15 protein-coding genes and 1 tRNA gene are annotated in these 17093 nt (G+C 73.8%); 13 read left to right on the top strand and 3 right to left on the bottom strand.

Going from position 1 to position 17093, the window contains the following annotated elements; genetic code table 11:
- Nucleotides 1-105 precede the first annotated feature (105 nt).
- From NUV38_RS11815 to NUV38_RS11800, 4 genes are read left to right on the top strand one after another with little or no spacing between them, the layout of a single operon-like run.
- Nucleotides 106-1272, top strand: a complete 1167-nt coding sequence (locus tag NUV38_RS11815; protein ID WP_257729302.1) for a glycosyltransferase family 4 protein — start codon at nucleotides 106-108, stop codon at nucleotides 1270-1272.
- A complete protein-coding gene (locus NUV38_RS11810; RefSeq protein ID WP_257729301.1) occupies nucleotides 1242-2366 on the top strand; it encodes a glycosyltransferase in 1125 nt (374 codons plus the stop codon). The genes NUV38_RS11815 and NUV38_RS11810 overlap by 31 nt, the downstream gene beginning before the upstream one ends.
- Entirely contained in the window at nucleotides 2363-3376 is a 1014-nt protein-coding gene (locus tag NUV38_RS11805) for a glycosyltransferase (RefSeq protein ID WP_257729300.1), read from the top strand. Before NUV38_RS11810 ends, NUV38_RS11805 begins: the two co-directional genes overlap by 4 nt.
- The gene (locus NUV38_RS11800; protein ID WP_257729299.1) at nucleotides 3373-4239 is read left to right on the top strand and encodes a glycosyltransferase family 2 protein; all 867 of its coding nucleotides are present in this window, start codon (nucleotides 3373-3375) and stop codon (nucleotides 4237-4239) included. Before NUV38_RS11805 ends, NUV38_RS11800 begins: the two co-directional genes overlap by 4 nt.
- A 43-nt stretch (nucleotides 4240-4282) precedes the next feature.
- On the opposite strand, the gene NUV38_RS11795 is transcribed toward NUV38_RS11800, so the two are convergent.
- Nucleotides 4283-4355: transfer RNA gene (locus tag NUV38_RS11795), tRNA-Arg, on the bottom strand.
- 194 nt (nucleotides 4356-4549) lie between these two features.
- On the opposite strand from NUV38_RS11795, the gene NUV38_RS11790 reads away from it, so the two are divergent.
- Nucleotides 4550-6418: a hypothetical protein gene (locus NUV38_RS11790; RefSeq protein ID WP_257729298.1), complete on the top strand. Its 1869-nt coding sequence runs from the start codon at nucleotides 4550-4552 to the stop codon at nucleotides 6416-6418.
- 69 nt (nucleotides 6419-6487) lie between these two features.
- On the opposite strand, the gene NUV38_RS11785 is transcribed toward NUV38_RS11790, so the two are convergent.
- Entirely contained in the window at nucleotides 6488-7105 is a 618-nt protein-coding gene (locus NUV38_RS11785) for a hypothetical protein (protein WP_257729297.1), read from the bottom strand.
- 84 nt (nucleotides 7106-7189) lie between these two features.
- Nucleotides 7190-10048: a phosphoenolpyruvate carboxylase gene (ppc, locus tag NUV38_RS11780; protein ID WP_257729296.1), complete on the bottom strand. Its 2859-nt coding sequence runs from the start codon at nucleotides 10046-10048 to the stop codon at nucleotides 7190-7192.
- Between the two features lie 117 nt (nucleotides 10049-10165).
- Here ppc and NUV38_RS11775 point away from each other — a divergent pair, with 117 nt between their 5' ends.
- The 8 genes from NUV38_RS11775 to NUV38_RS11740 all read left to right on the top strand — a co-directional run bounded on the left by NUV38_RS11775 (nucleotide 10166) and on the right by NUV38_RS11740 (nucleotide 16977).
- Nucleotides 10166-10609, top strand: a complete 444-nt coding sequence (locus NUV38_RS11775; RefSeq protein WP_257729295.1) for a hypothetical protein — start codon at nucleotides 10166-10168, stop codon at nucleotides 10607-10609.
- Nucleotides 10610-10800: 191 nt separating this feature from the next.
- A complete protein-coding gene (locus tag NUV38_RS11770) occupies nucleotides 10801-11583 on the top strand; it encodes an enoyl-CoA hydratase/isomerase family protein (protein ID WP_257729294.1) in 783 nt (260 codons plus the stop codon).
- Nucleotides 11580-12800, top strand: coding sequence for a CoA transferase (locus NUV38_RS11765; RefSeq protein WP_257729293.1), 1221 nt, complete (start codon nucleotides 11580-11582; stop codon nucleotides 12798-12800). Before NUV38_RS11770 ends, NUV38_RS11765 begins: the two co-directional genes overlap by 4 nt.
- Nucleotides 12797-13690 carry a CoA ester lyase gene (locus NUV38_RS11760; RefSeq protein WP_257729292.1) on the top strand — a complete coding sequence of 298 codons (894 nt, stop codon included), beginning with the start codon at nucleotides 12797-12799 and terminating at the stop codon, nucleotides 13688-13690. Before NUV38_RS11765 ends, NUV38_RS11760 begins: the two co-directional genes overlap by 4 nt.
- Nucleotides 13687-14427 carry a 3-oxoacyl-ACP reductase FabG gene (fabG, locus tag NUV38_RS11755; protein WP_257729291.1) on the top strand — a complete coding sequence of 247 codons (741 nt, stop codon included), beginning with the start codon at nucleotides 13687-13689 and terminating at the stop codon, nucleotides 14425-14427. Before NUV38_RS11760 ends, fabG begins: the two co-directional genes overlap by 4 nt.
- Nucleotides 14424-15311: a MaoC family dehydratase N-terminal domain-containing protein gene (locus NUV38_RS11750; RefSeq protein WP_257729290.1), complete on the top strand. Its 888-nt coding sequence runs from the start codon at nucleotides 14424-14426 to the stop codon at nucleotides 15309-15311. Before fabG ends, NUV38_RS11750 begins: the two co-directional genes overlap by 4 nt.
- Nucleotides 15308-16519 (top strand): acetyl-CoA C-acetyltransferase, encoded by a 1212-nt coding sequence (locus NUV38_RS11745; protein WP_257729289.1) that lies wholly within the window; start codon nucleotides 15308-15310, stop codon nucleotides 16517-16519. Before NUV38_RS11750 ends, NUV38_RS11745 begins: the two co-directional genes overlap by 4 nt.
- On the top strand, nucleotides 16516-16977 hold the full coding sequence (locus NUV38_RS11740; protein WP_308219692.1) for a MaoC family dehydratase: 462 nt from the start codon (nucleotides 16516-16518) through the stop codon (nucleotides 16975-16977). Before NUV38_RS11745 ends, NUV38_RS11740 begins: the two co-directional genes overlap by 4 nt.
- The last annotated feature ends 116 nt before the right edge of the window (nucleotides 16978-17093 follow it).

Below are 17093 nucleotides of genomic sequence, written 5' to 3'. Positions count from 1 at the left end.
GGGCGGCCTTCCGCTGTCCGGCACGTCGCGGTTGACCAGCCCGACATCGGGTACGCCCAGGGGTGGCGGCCCGAGTCCGCCGAGGTCGATCGAGAGGACGAGTGCATGACGTTGACCGGAGCCGTGGGCCCCGCCACCACCCCCACGTGGCTGCGGGTCGCATCCGTGCCGGCGTCCCACGTGTACGTGCGACACCTGTCCGCGCCCGACCCGACGCACGACGACGCCGTGCAGCGCCTCCTCGACCCCGCACCCGACGGCGGAACCCTGGTCCCGGGCACCCCGTGGTGGCCGCCCGCGATGCTCGATCCCCGATGGATCGAGCGGCACCACGACGACTTCGACGTGATGCACCTGCAGTTCGGCTTCGACGCCCTCGCGCCGTCCCAGCTGGAGGAGGTCGTGCACGCCTTGGCCACCCACGACAAGCCGCTCGTGCACACCGTCCACGACCTGCGGAACCCGCACCACCCGACCCCGGAGCTGCACGACGAGCAGCTCGACGTGCTCCTGCCCGCCGCCGACGTCGTCATCACCCTCACCCTCGGCGCGGCCGAGCAGATCCGGCACCGCTGGGGACGTGACGCCGTCGTGCTCCCGCACCCGCACGTGGTGGACCTCGTCGAGATGGAGCGGCGCGCCCGCGTGCGCGAGGCGCCCGCCACCCGGATCGACCGCGCGGGTGGCGAGTTCCGCGTCGGCCTGCACGTCAAGAGCCTGCGGGCCTGCATGGACCCCCTGGCCGTGCTGCCGGTGCTCGTCGACACCGTGGGCCGGCTGCCAGGCGGTGTGCTGCAGGTCGACGGGCACACCGACGTCCTCGACCCCCACGGCGCCCGCTTCGAGCCCGAGCTCGCCGAGATGCTCGCCGACGCCCCTGACCACGTGGACGTCCGGGTGCACGACTACTTCTCCGACGCCGAGCTCGTCGACCATCTCGCCGGGCTCGACCTGTCGGTCCTGGCGTACCGCTTCGGCACCCACTCCGGCTGGCTCGAGCTCTGCCGCGACGTCGGCACCCCGGTGGCCGCGCCGACGTGCGGCCACTACGCCGACCAGGCGCCGGTGCACTCCTTCACCCTGACCGAGGACTCCTTCGACGCAGGCAGCCTCGAGACGGCCGTGCTCGAGGCCTACACCTCGACGCCGGTCCCGGCGCCGACGGCCGCGGAGCGCCTGCGTCAGCGGCAGGACCTCGCCGCCGCGCACGCCGAGATCTACGGCAGTCTGGTCACCGACGCGTGCACGCTCCCCGCGGCGGGACGGCGATGAGGGTCTGCCTCGTCGCCTCGTCACGCTTCCCGATCGCCGAGCCGTTCCAGGGCGGTCTCGAGGCCCACACCGCCACGCTCGCCGCCGCGCTCACGGCGCGAGGCCACCGCGTGAGCGTGTTCGCCGCGCCGGGGTCGGACCCGGCGCTCGGCGTCGAGGAGCTGCCGGTGCGGCGCTTCCACCCGAGCGACGCCGCACGGGCCGACGTCGGTGCCCACCCCGACACGTGGATGCAGGAGCACCACGCCTACCTCGCGCTCATGCTCGACCTGGTGCACCACGGGCACGAGCGGTTCGACGTCGTGCACAACAACAGCCTGCACCACCTGCCGGTCGCGATGGCGTCGGCGCTGAGCCTGCCGATGGTGACGACGCTGCACACCCCGCCGCTGGGCTGGCTGGAGTCGGCCATGTCGCTGGCGCCGCCCACGACCCGCTTCGCGGCCGTGAGTCGTCACACCGCCCAGGCCTGGTCGCACGTGGTGACGCCGGAGGTCGTGCCGAACGGCGTGGACACGGCTCGCTGGCATCCGGGCCCGGGTGGCGACCGAGCCGTGTGGACCGGCCGCATCGTCCCCGAGAAGGCGCCACACCTCGCGATCGCCGCGGCCCGGCGTGCCGGTCTGCCGATCGACCTCGCCGGCCCGGTCCTCGACCCGGCCTACTTCGCCGAGACGGTGGCTCCGCTGCTCGGTGCCGACGTGCGCCTGCTCGGCCACCTGGGCACCGACGAGCTGGCCGACGTGGTCGGCCGCGCCCGGGTGGCGCTCGTCTCGCCTCGGTGGGACGAGCCGTACGGCCTCGTGGCCGCCGAGGCGATGGCGTGCGGCACCCCGGTGGCCGCGTTCGCCCGCGGCGCACTGGGCGAGGTGGTGGGCGTGGAGGCCGGCCGGCTCGCCCGACCCGACGACGTCGACGACCTGGCGCGCGCCGCACTCGAGGCCGCATCGCTCGACCGTGGCGACGTGCGCGCCCATGCCGTGCGGCACTGCTCGCTCCACCGGATGGTCCGCCGCTACGAGGACCTGTACCGCCGCGCCGGCGCCCCCACCCCCGTGAGCACCGTCCCGCCGGCCGTGGGGACGTCGGCGTGATCGGCTACTACGTGCACCACCACGGCCGCGGCCACGTGACCCGCGCGGCTGCCCTCCTCCCACATCTTCCGGCGGACGTGGAGGTGACCGGGCTGTCGACCCTGCCGCGCCCGGCGGCCTGGCCCCAGCTGTGGGTCCAGCTCGACCCCGACGCGGACGACGACCCCTTCGAGCTGCCCGAGGACGCCACCGCGGGTGGGACCTTCCACTGGGTCCCGCGAGGGCACCCGGGGCTACGCTCGCGCATGTCGACGATCTCGCGCTGGATCGACGCGACCCGGCCCGACGTCGTCGTCGTCGACACGTCGGTCGAGGTGGCCACGCTGTGCCGGTTGCACGGCGTCCCCGTCGTGTCCTTGATCCAGCCCGGCGACCGCACGGACCCACCGCACACGCTGGGCCTGGGGCTCGCGGAACGGTTGGTGGCGCCGTGGCCGGCCGACGTCGCCGACGTCGTGCTCGGGGTGGCGACCGACGACCCCCGCCTGGTGCACGTCGGCGCGTTCTCCCGCTTCGACGGACGCGAGCCCGACGCCTCGGCCACGGACGGGCCTCACGTCGTGGTGCTGTCCGGCGCCGGGGGCAGCGCACTCACGGTCAAGGCGCTCGAGCACGCCCGTCGGACGACGCCCGACTGGACCTGGACGGTGCTGGGTGGGCCCGACGGCACGTGGGTCGACGACCCGTGGTCCGCCCTGTGCCGGGCCGACGTGGTGGTGACCCACGCCGGGCAGAACGCCCTGGCCGAGGTGGCCGCCGCCCGACGTCCGGCGGTGGTGGTCCCGCAGGAGCGGCCCCACGACGAGCAGCGCACGAGCGCGGCGGCCCTCGCCGCCGACGGCAGGCTGCCCGTCGTCGTGCTCGAGGAGTTCCTCGACGACGGCTGGACCGACGTGCTCGAGCGCGCCGCCACCCTGGACGGTGCCGGATGGGCCGTCTGGAACGACGGACAGGGAGCCCGACGCCTGGCCGACGTGGTCCTCGAGGTCGCGGGGCGGGACGGCGCGTGAACCCGCACGACGCAGCCCGCATCGCCGTCGTGACGGTCGCGCACGGTCGCCACGACCACCTGCAGCTGCAGCACCGGTCCCTCGGCCGCTCGGCGGTGCTCCTCGACGACTGGATCGTCGTGGCGATGGACGACCCGTGGCCGGCGCGGTGGCGGACCGGCTTCCCGCCCACTCCGCACGTCGTCGAGATCGACGCCGGGGACGCCGGGCTGCCGCTGGCCGCTGCCCGCAACCTCGGGGCCCGCACGGCACTCGAGCGAGGAGCAGACCTGCTGGTCTTCCTCGACGTGGACTGCCTCGCCTCCCCCGGACTCGCGCTGGCCTATGACGTCGCCGCGCGCCGACCCGACTGCGAGGGCGCCCTCCTCTGCGGGCCGGTCACCTACCTCCCGCCGCCCCCGCCGGGCGGCTACGACCTGCGCTCCGCGGCCGAGCTGAGCACGCCGCACCCGGCCCGCCCGGCGCCTCCCCCGGGCGCGGTCGACCTCGATCCGCACGGCCACCGGCTGTTCTGGTCGTTGTCGTTCGCCGTGACGGCCGCGACGTGGGAGCGCATCGGCGGCTTCGACGAGGCCTACGTCGGCTACGGCGGGGAGGACACCGACTTCGCGCAACGGGCGGCCGCGGCGGGCGTGCCCCTCGCCTGGGTCGGTGGGGCGCGGGCCGCGCACCAGCACCACCCGACGCAGGACCCGCCCGTCCAGCACGTGCACGACATCGTCCGCAACGCCCACGTCTTCCACGCCCGCTGGGGCTGGTGGCCGATGGAGGGCTGGCTCGACGCGTTCGTGCAGCGCGGCTTGGTCCACGCCGACGACCACGGCTACCGCGTGGCCTCCACCGGCGTCTCCGACGCCCTGTGAACGACCACGGCCCCGCGCGTCATGGACGCTCGGGGCCGATCTGCGCGCCCGTAGGGATTCGAACCCCAAACCTTCTGATCCGTAGTCAGATGCTCTATCCGTTGAGCTACGGGCGCACGTCCCGAAGGACGGAGACGAGTGTACGGGACGGTGTCGGCGCGATGGAAATCGGGCTCCGCACCCGGACCCATCCGGCCCTCTAGTCCTTCCGGGCCAGTCTTGCGTCTTTGCCCAAGAAGTGACCCTGGCCGGCCCTACGGTGGCCTCACCTGCCCCGACCCCGGGGCCTTCGTCGGAGGGAAGCTCCCCCATGCCCCGTCGTCTCCGTCTGCCCTCGTCGCTGTGCGCGTCCGTCGCGCTCGTGGCCGGCAGCGTCGCCTTCGTCGCCGCCCCGGCGACCGCGACACCCCCCTCGTTCGAGCAGTGCGCCGACGTGTTCCCGGCCGCCGAGCTCGAGACCGGCCAGGAGGTCTCCGGCCTCACGACCGCCGGCAGGACCCGCGGCTCCGAGGTGGAGCCCGAGGGCTTCACCGGCACGTTCGTCGACACCCTCGAGGGCGACGACGGCGACCTGCTGGTCTTCGACCTCGCCGGGTCGCGCATCACCAAGGCCGACGGCTCCATCGACGCCGGCGTCTGGTCGGGCATGTCGGGCTCCCCCGTCTACGCCGCCGACGGCCGGCTCGTCGGTGCCGTCTCGTACACGTTCGGGAGCTTCGAGGCGTCCACCATCGCCGGCATCACGCCCGCGGCCGACATGTACGCCCTCCTCGACGGTGACGCCGTCGAGGCGCCGCCGGAGCGCATCGCGCTCTCGACGAAGCAGACGAAGCAGCTCGTCGCCGCCGGCGCGTCCAGCCGCGAGCTGGGCAAGGGCGCACGCCGCATCGCGCCCGTCTCGGCCATCACCCTTCCGGAGAAGTTCGCCGCCGGGTACGCCACGATCGCCAAGCGCGCGGGCGCTCCCTCGCGCGACCTCGCCACCGGTGGCACCACGAGCACCGACGCCGCGCCGATCGTCGCCGGCGGCAACATCGCCGCCGCCGACTCGTACGGGTCGCTCGCCTCGTACGCCCTCGGCACCGCCACCGCCGTGTGCGGCACCGAGGTCGTCGGCTTCGGTCACCCGATGGACTTCGTGGACGCCCAGCGCACCATCCACGGTGCGAGGACGTCGTTCATCCAGGCCGACGGCGTCGGCTCGTTCAAGATGGGCAACCTTGGCGCGCCCGTGGGGGCCTTGACCCACGACGGCCTCGCGGGCATCGTCGGCAGGCTGGCCCAGGACGTCGACGCCACCACCATCACCTCCACCGCCGCGCGCAGCGGGAAGAGCCCCGCGACCTACACGACGAAGGTGCCCAACCCCGACGCCCTGGCCGAGCTGGCCGCGACCCACGCGTTCCGTGACGCCGTGCTCGCCCAGGACCAGATGGGCGGAGGCGAGTCGGTCGTCAGCTGGACCGTCGAGGGCACCAGCACGGAGACGGGCACTCCCATCACCCTCAGGCGGGGCCAGCGCTACAGCACCCGCGCCGACCTCGCCGAGCGGCTCGGCAACGACGTGGCGAGCGACGTCGCGACGCTGCAGGAGAACGAGTTCGCCACCCTCGACATCGACGACGTCACCATCGACGACACGCTGAGCTCGACGTACAAGGCGCTCAAGGTCGGCACGATCGACCGCTACGACACCGCCAGCCGGACCTGGAAGCGGGTCTCGACCAGCAAGGCGATCCCGGCGCCCCGCGGCAAGCAGCTGAAGCTCCGGATCAACCTGGTCAAGGCCGACAAGTACTCGAAGGCCACGCCGACGTCGGTCATCTCGACGCTCTCCGTCTCACGTCACGCGGTCGGCACCGGTCGACTCCTCATCGCCGGTGGCGACCAGCCCAGCTGGGACGACGACGAGGAGTTCTCCTTCGAGGACTCGGCGCCGTGGGAGACGGACGCGTTCTACTTCGAGGACGAGGAGGACGACGAGCTGACCATCCCGGAGAAGAAGCCCACGTCGGCCGAGGGGGTGGCGGCCCTGCTGTCGAAGCAGCAGCGTCACGACTACCTGTACGTCTCGCACGACTACATCACCGGCAGCGTCGGCCTGCTGAACGTGGACCGCAAGTACCGACAGGCCTCGGTCGTGAAGGGCTCGGTCCGGCTGCGGGTCAGCTACCGCTGACCGAACGACCTACGCACGACGGCGCCGCTCCCCGGTCGGGGGGCGGCGTCGTCGTGCGCCGGGGCCGGCTCAGCCGACCAGCAGAGGTCGGTACCCGGCACTGACGGTCAGGACCCCGGTGCCGACCGCCGGCGAGATCGCCGCGCTCACCGCGAGCGTCCAGTCACCGAGGCGGATCTCGTCCGGATAGCTCACGGTCACCTGACCGGTCTGGTCGGTCGGAGCGTCGGCGAGCTCGGCCTCGAACGCGTCCGCGCTCGCCCGGTCGACGTCGAGCGCCTCGAGCAGGTCGCGGTACCCCGCCGTCAGCTGGTCAGGGGGGATCTCGGCCGTACGGGAGAGGAACGCGAAGAGGTCGCCCTGGTGGTAGAAGGTCAGGTCGGAGAGGTCGAGCTGGATCGACCCTCCCTCGAGCTCGAACCGCACGGCCCGCGGCTCGTCGCCGCCGTAGTCGGCCCGCGGCTCGGCCTTCCCGATCCCGAACGAGGCGTCGGACGGATCACCGGTCAGGTCCCAGACCTCGACGTCGCCGTCGACGGACCTCGCGGTGGGGTCGGTCCCGACCGGCGCGGACGCCGACGCCGACGCTGACGCCGACGGGGCGGCGGCCGAGGGCTCGTCACCCCCACCGGTGCACGCCGTCAGGGACATGAGGATCGCGACCAGGACCACCGCGGAGCGCTTCACCGTCTCACCCTAGGTCGATCGTCCCTCATGCGCCGGAGACGTCGTGGCGGCAGGCCGCAGGGCGCGGTCGACGACCGGACGACGTCAGCCGGTGTTGCGCAGACCCGCGGCGATGCCGTTGATGGTGAGCAGGAGCGCCCGCTCGGTCTCGGCCGACGGCGTCTCGGACGCGCGCGCCTTGCCCAGCAGCGACACCTGCAGGGCGTGGAGCGGGGCCAGGTAGTGGTCACGCAGCTCGAGCGTGCGGCGCAGCACCGGCGCCTGCTCCAGCAGCGACGACTGGCCCGTCACGCGCAGCACCTGCTCGACCGTGCGCTCGTGCTCGGCGCGGATGACGTCGAGCAGGTGGCGGGCGTCGTCGGGCACGAGCGCCTCGACGTACGACGTGGCGATGTCGAGGTCGGTCTTGGCCAGCGTCATCTGCACGTTGGACAGGAACGTGCGGAAGAAGGCCCACGACCCGTACATCTCCTGGAGGGTCTCGCCGCGGCCGTCGTCGAAGGCCGCCGCGAGGCCGGACCCGACGCCGAACCAGCCGGGCAGGATGATGCGCGACTGCGTCCAGCCGAACACCCACGGGATGGCACGCAGGTCGTCGAGGCCGCCGGCGCCGCCGGGACGCTTGGCAGGACGCGAGCCGATGTTCATCTTGCCCAGCTCGTCGACGGGCGTGGCGGCCACGAAGAACGGGACGAGTGCGTCGTCGCGCACGAGGGCCCGGTACGCGACCTTCCCCTGCTCGGCGACCACGTCCATCGTCGTGTTCCAGCCGTCGAGCACCTCCTGGGGCAGCAGCGACGTGCGGTGCAGCGCGGACGCCTCGACGACGGCGGCGAGCGCCCCCTCGAGGTTGTGCCGACCCAGGCCGGGCAGCGCGTACTTGTCGGAGATGACCTCGCCCTGCTCGGTGATCTTGATCGGCCCGTCGAGCGACCCGTACGGCTGGCTCATGATCGCCTCGGCGGTGGGTCCGCCGCCGCGGCCCACGGAGCCGCCGCGGCCGTGGAAGAGCCGCAGCACCACGCCGTGCTCGCGGGCCACGTCGCGCAGGGCGCGCTGGGCGCGGTGGATCTGCCACTGCGACGCCGCGATGCCCGCGTCCTTCGAGGAGTCGGAGTAGCCGAGCATGATCTCCTGCACGTCGCCGCGCGCGGCGACGATCCGCCGGTACGACGAGTCGGACAGCAGGGCCTGGAGCAGGGGTCCGGCGGCCTCCAGCTCGGCCACGGTCTCGAACAGCGGCGCGAAGCCGATGCGCGCCAGCGTCTTCCCCTCCCCGTCGGCCCCCTCGCCGGTGCCGGTCAGGTCGACGAGTCCGGCCTCGCGGGCCAGCACGACGACGGCGAACAGGTCGTCGACGTCGTGGGTCATCGACACGATGTACGTCTCGACGACCTCGGGACCGTAGGTGTCGAGGGCGACGCGGATGGTCTCCATGAGCCGCAGCGACGCCGACGCCGCCTCCCCCAGCCGGGACCGGTCGACCGACGCCCCGAGGAGCGGGCGGGCCGACGTCATCTCCTGCTGCAGCCGCTCGATCCGCTGCGGCCGCTCGAGCTCGTCGTACCCGGTCTCGCCGAGCCGCTCGTAGAGGTCGGCCAGGGCGGCGTGGTGCTTGGCGGAGTGCTCACGCACGTCCATGGTCGCCAGGCCGGCGCCGAACGTGACGGCCGTGCGGATGAGCCGACGGATGGCGCCGTCGCCGGTGAGCGCGTCACCGGCGGCGAGCATGGACCGGCGCACCAGCACCAGGTCGCGCACCATCTCGTCGAAGGACAGGTAGTCACGGCCGGGCTCGTGCGGGGTGCCGTTCACGAGTCGGTCGCGGGTGCGCAGCAGGCGCACGCGCACGAAGCTGAGCTTGAGCCGGTAGGGCTCGTCGGCGTTGAGCCGGCGGATGGTGCCCCACGTGATCGGCAGGGCCTCCGCGTCCTCGGCGAGGCTGTCGAGCAGCTCCTGCGACGCCTCGACGACGCGGGTGGAGGCGGTCATCTCGGTGAGCAGCTCGTCGACCATCGCCACCAGCTCGCTGATCCCCGACGTGTGCTGCAGGTGCAGCACCTCGAGGGTGACGTCGGGCGTGACGTTGGGGTTGCCGTCGCGGTCGCCACCGGCCCACGTGCCGAAGCGCAGCGGGCGCGACGTCTCGGGCAGCTCGACGCCCACGCGGGCAGCCTGCCGGTCGAGCTCGTCGAGCAGGCCGGGCACGACCTCCGAGGCGATGGAGCGCAGGTAGTACACGGCGGTGCGGGCCTCGTCCTGCGGCTCCGGACGCACGACGCGCAGCTCGTCGGTCTGCCACAGCAGGTCGACCAGCTCGGCCAGGCGCCGCTCGCCCGTGGCGGTCTCGGACGCCGGACGCCGGGGGTCCTCGAGCTCGCGCACCGCCTCGGCGACCTTGCGCAGCAGTCGCAGCACGGTGCGTCGGCTGGCCTCGGTCGGGTGCGCGGTGAACACCGGTCGGTACTCCACGCGCGCCAGCACCGACGTGAGCAGGTCGGCGTCGAGGCTCCCGTCGGCCAGGGCCTCCTCGATGCGCCCGAACGTGCCGGCGAGCGGGCCCTCGGAGCCGATGGTGAGCTCCTGCCAGCGGTGCAGCTGCTCGGTGATGTTGACCAGCTGGAAGTAGAGCGCGAACGCCCGCGCGAGCACCACGGCGCGCTCGGGCTCCAGGTCGTCGAGCGCCGCCCGCAGCTCGGCCGCGCCCTGCCCGCTGTCGGGGGTGCGCGCGAGGTGCCGCACCCGTTCCACCAGGTCCAGCAGCTCCGGCCCCTCGTGCCGCGTGAGGGCCTCGCCGAGCAAGGTCGTCAGCTGGCGCACCGACGCACGCAGCGCTGCGTGCTCCTCGTCGGAGGCGACACCACCGGCGAACAGGGCGGCGTCGGGGGCGCGGCGGTCGGACTCGAGGATCTGCTCGGTCGTGCGGGGGCTGGCGGAGCTCATGGGTCCATCCTGCCGGTCCCGTGTTGCAGGCGTGTGGCGCGGCCGAAGAACCTGCGCAGAGGCTGCTCACCCGTTTCTCGGAGTGCGGTGGGGTCGCCCCGTGTCTACCGTCGAAGGATGATCGCCGAGGAGCACAGGATCGCGTCACCACAGACGCGCTCACAGCTGTGGGCGAACCTGCTGCGTCTGGAGACGCTGGGCGAGTGGAGTGCGGTCAGCCGGTGCGCGTCCACCGACTCCGACCGCCTCGACCGGGCGCAGTCGTACCTGTGCAGCCTCCAGCACGGACAGGACCATCTCGACGCCACCGTGGTGGTGACTCACCTCGACCCACCCGAGGAGCTCCGGCTCCGCACCACGTCGCCCATGGCGGTGGTCAACGAGCGCATCGTGCTCGAGCCCGACGGCCGCGGGACGCTCGTGCGGTACTCCGCGTCGGCGTCGTCGTCGATGTTCGGCCCGGCGGTCACCGTGTGGCTGCACGACCACGTGCGCCTGGTGCAGGACCGGCTGAGCCGGTACGTGCAGCGGGCCGACCTGCTGCTGCCCGACGAGGGCTGACCGGCCCGCGGGGTCGACGCCTGATGTCCCCCGCCGCCTCCTCCAGGGGTGAATAGACGCGGCGGGGGCAGTGCACACCGTATCGGCGTGCACCCGCCGTGGCGCGCATGCCCGGTCGTGTCGCCGCCACTCTTGCCACGGCGGACGTGACGCGGCACACTGTCGGTACACATTGTATAGAATGTAGGCTGATGTCTTCTCCACCTTCCTCCGTCCTCCGCGTCACGTGGCACGAGGACGTGCTCGAGCTCCGGCTCGACCGTCCGCATCGACGCAACGCCCTCGACCACCAGCTCGTCGAGGAGCTGCTGCAGGCCCTGGCCACCGAGGCGCCGCGGGCCCGCGCGATCGTGCTCACCGGCGGTGACCAGCACTTCTCCTCCGGGGGTGACGTCGGCTCGATGCCCGGGCCGTCGGACGGCCTGTTCGGCCCCGCCGCGCGGCTCTCGCTCATCCACCGCGTGGTGCGCGAGCTCCGCGCCGCGACGGCTCCGACGGTCGCAGCGGTCGACGGCTACGCCATCGGCGCCGCCTGGGGCCTGGTCCTCGGGTGCGACGTCGTGGTCGCCGCCGAGGACGCGTTCTTCCTCGCGCCGTTCGCCCGACGTGGTCTCGCCGCGGACGGCGGGGTCGCGTGGCACCTGACCCGCGCGCTCGGCCGCCAGGCCGCGGCTCGGCACCTGCTCCTCGGCGAACGTCTCGCGGCGCAGGACGCCTTCGACGCCGGTCTGGTCACGCGTGTCTGCCCCACCGGCACCGCCACGACCGTCGCCCTCGACCTGGCCGCGAACCTGGCGGCCGGTCCCGTCGAGTCGCTCGCGGTGACGCGCTGGATGTGCGACGTGGCCGAGTCCGAGGGGCTCGACGCGTTCCTGCGCGAGGAGCGTGTGGGCGTCTCGCTGGCCGGCCACGGCCGCGATGCCGCCGAGGGCCACGCCGCCTTCGCCGCACGCCGGGAGGCGGTGTACCGATGACGCCGGGACGGACGCTCGAGGGCGTCGAGGTCGTGGAGTGCGCCACCTTCGTGGCGGGACCGACGTGCGGGATGACGCTGGCCCAGCTCGGGGCCTCCGTGGTGCGCGTGGACCTGCCGGGCGGCGGCAGCGACTTCGGGCGGTGGCCGTTGAGCCGGTCCGGCGCCAGCCTCTACTGGACCAACCTCAACAAGGGGAAGCGCTCCGTCGCTCTGGACTACCGCACCCCCGAGGGTCGTGAGCTGATGATCGCCCTCGCCACCCGCGAGGGTGCCGGGAGGGGCATCTTCCTCGACAACGTCGTCGGGAGGAGCCGGGTGACCCACCAGGACCTCGCCGCCGTGCGCGCCGATGCGATCTCCGTGCACGTGGAGGGCTTCCCGGGCGGTCGTCCGGCCGTCGACTACACCGTCAACGCCTCGGTGGGCATCGCCGACATGACCGGCCCGGAGTTCCTCGACACACCGGTCAACCACGTGCTGCCGGCGTGGGACCTGCTCACCGGCCTGCACGCCTCCGTCGCCGTCCTGGCCGCGCTCCAGAAGCGCCGGGCCGAGGGCGTCGGGAGCCACGTCGACCTCGCGCTGTACGACGTCGCGGTCTCGTCCGTCGGTGCACTCGGCTGGTTCGCCGAGGCCGACGAGGCCGGACACAGCCGGCAGCGGACCGGCAACCACGTCTTCGGCAGCTTCGGCACCGACTTCGCGAGCCGTGACGGCGAGCGGGTCATGGTGGTGGCGCTGACCGAGGGCCAGTGGCACGCGCTGTGCGCCGTCACGGGGACGGTCGACGTGTTCGCCGCCCTGGAGAAGGCGCTCGACGTGGACCTCCGGCACGAGGCGGCCCGCTACGAGCTGCGCGAGACGATCGCCTCGATCCTGCGGCCCTGGTTCGCCGCCCGGCCGATCGACGACCTGGCCGCACTCCTCGACGAGGCGCGGGTGCTGTGGGCGCCGTACCTGTCGGTCGACCAGGCCGGCCGGGTCGCCCGCGGCGCCGCGCGTCCCGTCCTGCGCGACATCGAGCAGCCGGGCGTGGGCCGCATGGCCGCGTCGTCGTCGCCGCTGCGCTGGGGCGACGACGAGGTCTGGCCGGCCCCCGCGCCGGAGCTGGGCTCGGACACCCTCGCCGTGCTCACCGAGGAGCTCGGGCTCGGCGACGCCGAGATCGGCGGGCTCCGCGACCGCGGGGTCATCGCCCGTCAGGACGTCGCGTGAGCCTGGCCCACGCGACCACGCTCCTCTTCGTCCCCGGCGACCGCCCCGACCGCTTCGAGCGAGCCCTCCGATCCGGTGCCGACGTCGTGATCTGCGACCTCGAGGACGCGGTGGCCGTCGACGCCAAGGAGACCGCCCGCGACCACGTGCGCGACGCCGCCGCTGCGGGCGCTCGCGTGGCCGTGCGGGTCAACGCCGTCGGCACCGCCTGGCACGAGGCCGACGTCGCGATGGCCGTCGAGCACCGGCTGTCCCTCGTGCTCCCGAAGGCCAACCGCGCCGCCGTCGCCGCACTGGCCGAGCTCGACCTCGGGGGCACCGAGGTGCTGGCCCTGGTGGAGACGGCCCGCGGACTGCTCGACGCGGCCGACGTCGCCGCGGCACCGTCGGTCAGGCGCCTGGCCCTCGGCCACCTCGACCTCGCCACCGACCTCGGCGTGGCCCCCGACGTCCTCACGGTGATGGACCACGCGCGCACCACCCTGGTCGTCGCCTCGTCGGCCGCCGGCGTCGTCGGACCGGTCGACGGCGTCACCCCGCAGCTGCGCGACGCCGAACGACTCGCCGACGACCTCACCCGGGCCGAGCGCCTGGGCATGCGCGGCAAGCTCTGCATCCACCCCGACCAGGTGGCGGCGGCCGCGGACCGGTTCGCGCCCTCGCCCCAGGAGCTGGCCTGGGCGAGCTCGGTCGTGACCGCCGAGCGCGCCGGCGTCGCCGTCGTCGACGGCCAGATGGTCGACGCGCCGGTCCTCGCCCGCGCCCGCCAGGTCCTCGCCCGACGACGCCCGCACACCTCCCCGTCCTCTGCAGCCCCGTCCTCTGCAGCCCCGTCCTCTGCAGCCCCGTCCTCTGCAGCACCGTCCACCACCGAAGGAGAACCCGCATGACCCTGCTCGACTCCCAGGTCGCCGTCGTCACCGGCGCCGCCCAAGGCATCGGTCTCGCCATCGCCCGCACCTACGTCGACGCCGGCGCGCGGGTCGTGGTCGCCGACCTCGACGCCGACGCTGCGAGCAAGGCCGTCGCGGAGCTGGGGGGCGACGACGTGGCTCTCGCCGTCGCCTGCGACGTCGTCAGCGCCGACGACGTCCAGCGCGCGATCGACGCGGCCGTGGAGCGCTGGGGACGGCTCGACGTGATGGTCAACAACGCGGGCATCACCCGCGACGCGACGATGCGCACCATGAGCGAGGAGGCCTTCGACCAGGTGATCGCCGTCCACCTCAAGGGATGCTGGAACGGCACCCGGCTCGCGGCCGCCCACATGCGGGAGGCCAAGAGCGGCGCGATCGTCAACATCTCCTCGCTCTCGGGCAAGGTCGGCATGGTGGGGCAGACCAACTACTCCGCCGCCAAGGCCGGCATCGTCGGGCTGACGAAGGCCGCGGCGAAGGAGATGGCCCACCACGGCGTGCGCGTCAACGCCATCCAGCCGGGGCTGATCGCGTCGGCCATGACGCGGGCCATGCCGCAGAAGGCCTGGGACGGCAAGATGGCCGAGATCCCGATGCAGCGGGCCGGGGAGCCCGAGGAGGTCGCCCAGGTCGCCCTGTTCTACGCCTCGGCCATGTCGTCCTACATGACTGGGACGGTGGCCGAGGTCACCGGCGGACGGTTCATGTGAGCGGACGACCCACGCGCACGGTCGACCCGCTCGCCGTCGCCGGCCTGGCCGACCTGCTCGGCGCCGACGACGTCGACACCTCCGTCGGCGCGCCCCTGCCGGCCCTGTGGCACTGGGCGGCCCTGGCGCGGTGGGTGCCCCTGTCGGCCCTCGGACCCGACGGGCACGCGGTCGACGACGGTCTGCCGACGCACCGCGACCTGCCGCGCCGGATGTTCGCCGGTGGCGAGGTCGCGGTGCTGCGCCCGTTGCGCATCGGCGCCGAGGTCGGCATCGAACGTGTCGTCGAGGACGTGCGCGACACGCAGGGCCGCTCGGGGCCCCTGCGCTTCGTGACCGTCCGCGACACCGTGCACGACGACCAGGGCCCCGCGGTCCAGGAGCGGCTCGACCTCGTCTACCGGGCCGGCGCGGGCGCCGCCGCACCGTCACCGCCGAGCGTGGGCGTCCCGACCTCCCCCGACGACGGTCCTGCCGGACTGTCCTCCGCCGACCGGGCCTCCTGGGGCTTCCGTGCCGATGCCCCGCTGCTCGCACGGTTCAGCGCCCTCACCTGCAACTCCCACCGGATCCACTACGACCACCCCTACGCGACCGGCACGGAAGGCTACGCCGGACTGGTCGTGCACGGCCCGCTGCTGGCGCTCGCCCTCGCCGAGGTCGCCCGTCGCCGAGGCGGACCGCTGCGCCGCGTCGCGCACCGTGGCCGCTCCGCCCTGCTCGCGGGCCAGCGGGCGCACCTCGACGTCGTGGATCCCGGCGCCGACCCCGGCCAGGGCTGCACCGTCGAGGCGCGCCGACCCGGTCCCACCGACGACCCCGACCACGCCGACGAGCTGGTCTCGACCGTCACTGCCCACCACCACCTCGAGGAGACCTCGTGAACGACGCCGTCATCTGCGCACCCGTGCGCACCCCCGTGGGCCGCTACGGCGGCTCCCTCGCCGCGGCCACCGCGGCCGAGCTGGCCGCCACCACCCTCACAGCGCTCGTCGAGCGCACGGGGCTCCCGACCGACGCGGTCGACGACGTGATCCTGGGGCACTGCAACCCGAACGCCGAGGCTCCTGCGATCGGACGCGTGGCGGCACTCGACGCCGGGCTCGGCATCCGCGCGGCCGGCCAGCAGGTCGACCGGCGCTGCGGGTCGGGCCTGCAGGCCGTCGTCAACGCGGCCATGGCCGTCCAGACGGGCGCGGCCGAGCTGGTCGTCGCCGGCGGCGCCGAGAGCATGAGCAACGTCCCCTTCTACTCCACGGACATCCGCTGGGGCGGTGCCCGCACGGGCGTCACGATGCACGACGCCCTCGTGCGGGCCCGTCAGACGGCGGGCGGCCGCTTCCACCCCGTGGCGGGCGGCATGATCGAGACCGCCGAGAACCTCCGGCGGGAGCACGGCATCTCCCGGCACGACCAGGACGCGCTCGCGGTGCAGTCGCACCAGCGCGCCGTGGCCGCCCAGCAGGCGGGGATCTTCGCCGACGAGCTGGTTCCGGTCACCGTCGGCTCGGGGCGGCGCGAGACGGTCGTGGACGTCGACGAGCACCCCCGCGCCGACACGACGCTCGAGTCGCTCGGCGCGTTGCGGCCCATCATGGGCAAGGTCGACGCCGAGGCGACGGTCACCGCCGGCAACGCGAGCGGGCAGAACGACGCGGCCGCCATGTGCGTCGTCACCACCCCCGAGCTCGCCGCGCGGCACGGGCTCACCCCGCTCGTGGCCCTGCGCAGCTGGGCCGTTGCCGGCGTGCCGGTGGAGACGATGGGGATCGGACCCGTCCCCGCCACGGCCGACGCGCTCGGCAGGGCGGGCATCGGCTTCGACGACCTCGACGTCGTGGAGCTCAACGAGGCCTTCGCCGCCCAGGTGCTGGCCGTGCTGCGCACGTGGGGCGTGGAGCCGGACGACCCTCGGATCAACCCGCACGGGTCCGGCATCTCGCTCGGCCATCCCGTCGGTGCGACCGGCGCCCGGCTCGTCGGCTCGATGGCGCAGGAGCTGGTGCGCCGCGAGGGTCGGTACGGACTGGTGACGCTGTGCATCGGCGGCGGCCAGGGCATCTCCGCGGTCTTCGAGCGGGTCGGCGCGTGAGCGGTCCGGCCGTCATCGACTCCCCCGACGCGCTGCACGCGCTCGTGGGCGTCGAGCTCGGCCCGAGCGGCCCGCTGGTCGTCGAGCAGCAGCGCATCGACGCCTTCGCCGACGTCACCGGCGACCACCAGTGGATCCACGTCGACCCCGAGCGCGCCGCCACCGGTCCGTTCGGCGGCGTCATCGCCCACGGCCAGCTGACGCTGTCGCTGATCACGGCCCTGGCGCCCGAGCTCTACACGGTGGAGCTGGGCACGGCGCGCGTGAACTACGGGTTCGAGCGCGTCCGGTTCCCGGCCGTGGTCCCGGTGGGCTCCACGCTGCGCCTGTCCTGCCGCGTCACCGACGTGCAGGACCGGGACGGCTCGTGGCTCGTGACGTTCCGCTTCACCATGCTGCGCGACGGTCACGACCGTCCGGTCTGCGTGGCCGACAAGCTGTCGCTGATCCTGGCCTGAGCCCCACCTCGCGGCCACCCCCGACCCGCGCGCCTCGCCGGCCCGGACTCACCCACCGGCGGGGCGCGCGCTCATGCCCGGGGCCGTCCAGCCCACGCAGCACGAGGGGCGGGTGG

It is taken from the genome of Aeromicrobium sp. 50.2.37, from assembly GCF_024655735.1.
In the GTDB taxonomy this organism is placed as follows: Bacteria; Actinomycetota; Actinomycetes; order Propionibacteriales; family Nocardioidaceae; genus Aeromicrobium.
The sequence above is the reverse complement of the archived record's forward strand: the minus strand, read 5'-3'. Positions and strand labels throughout refer to the sequence as shown.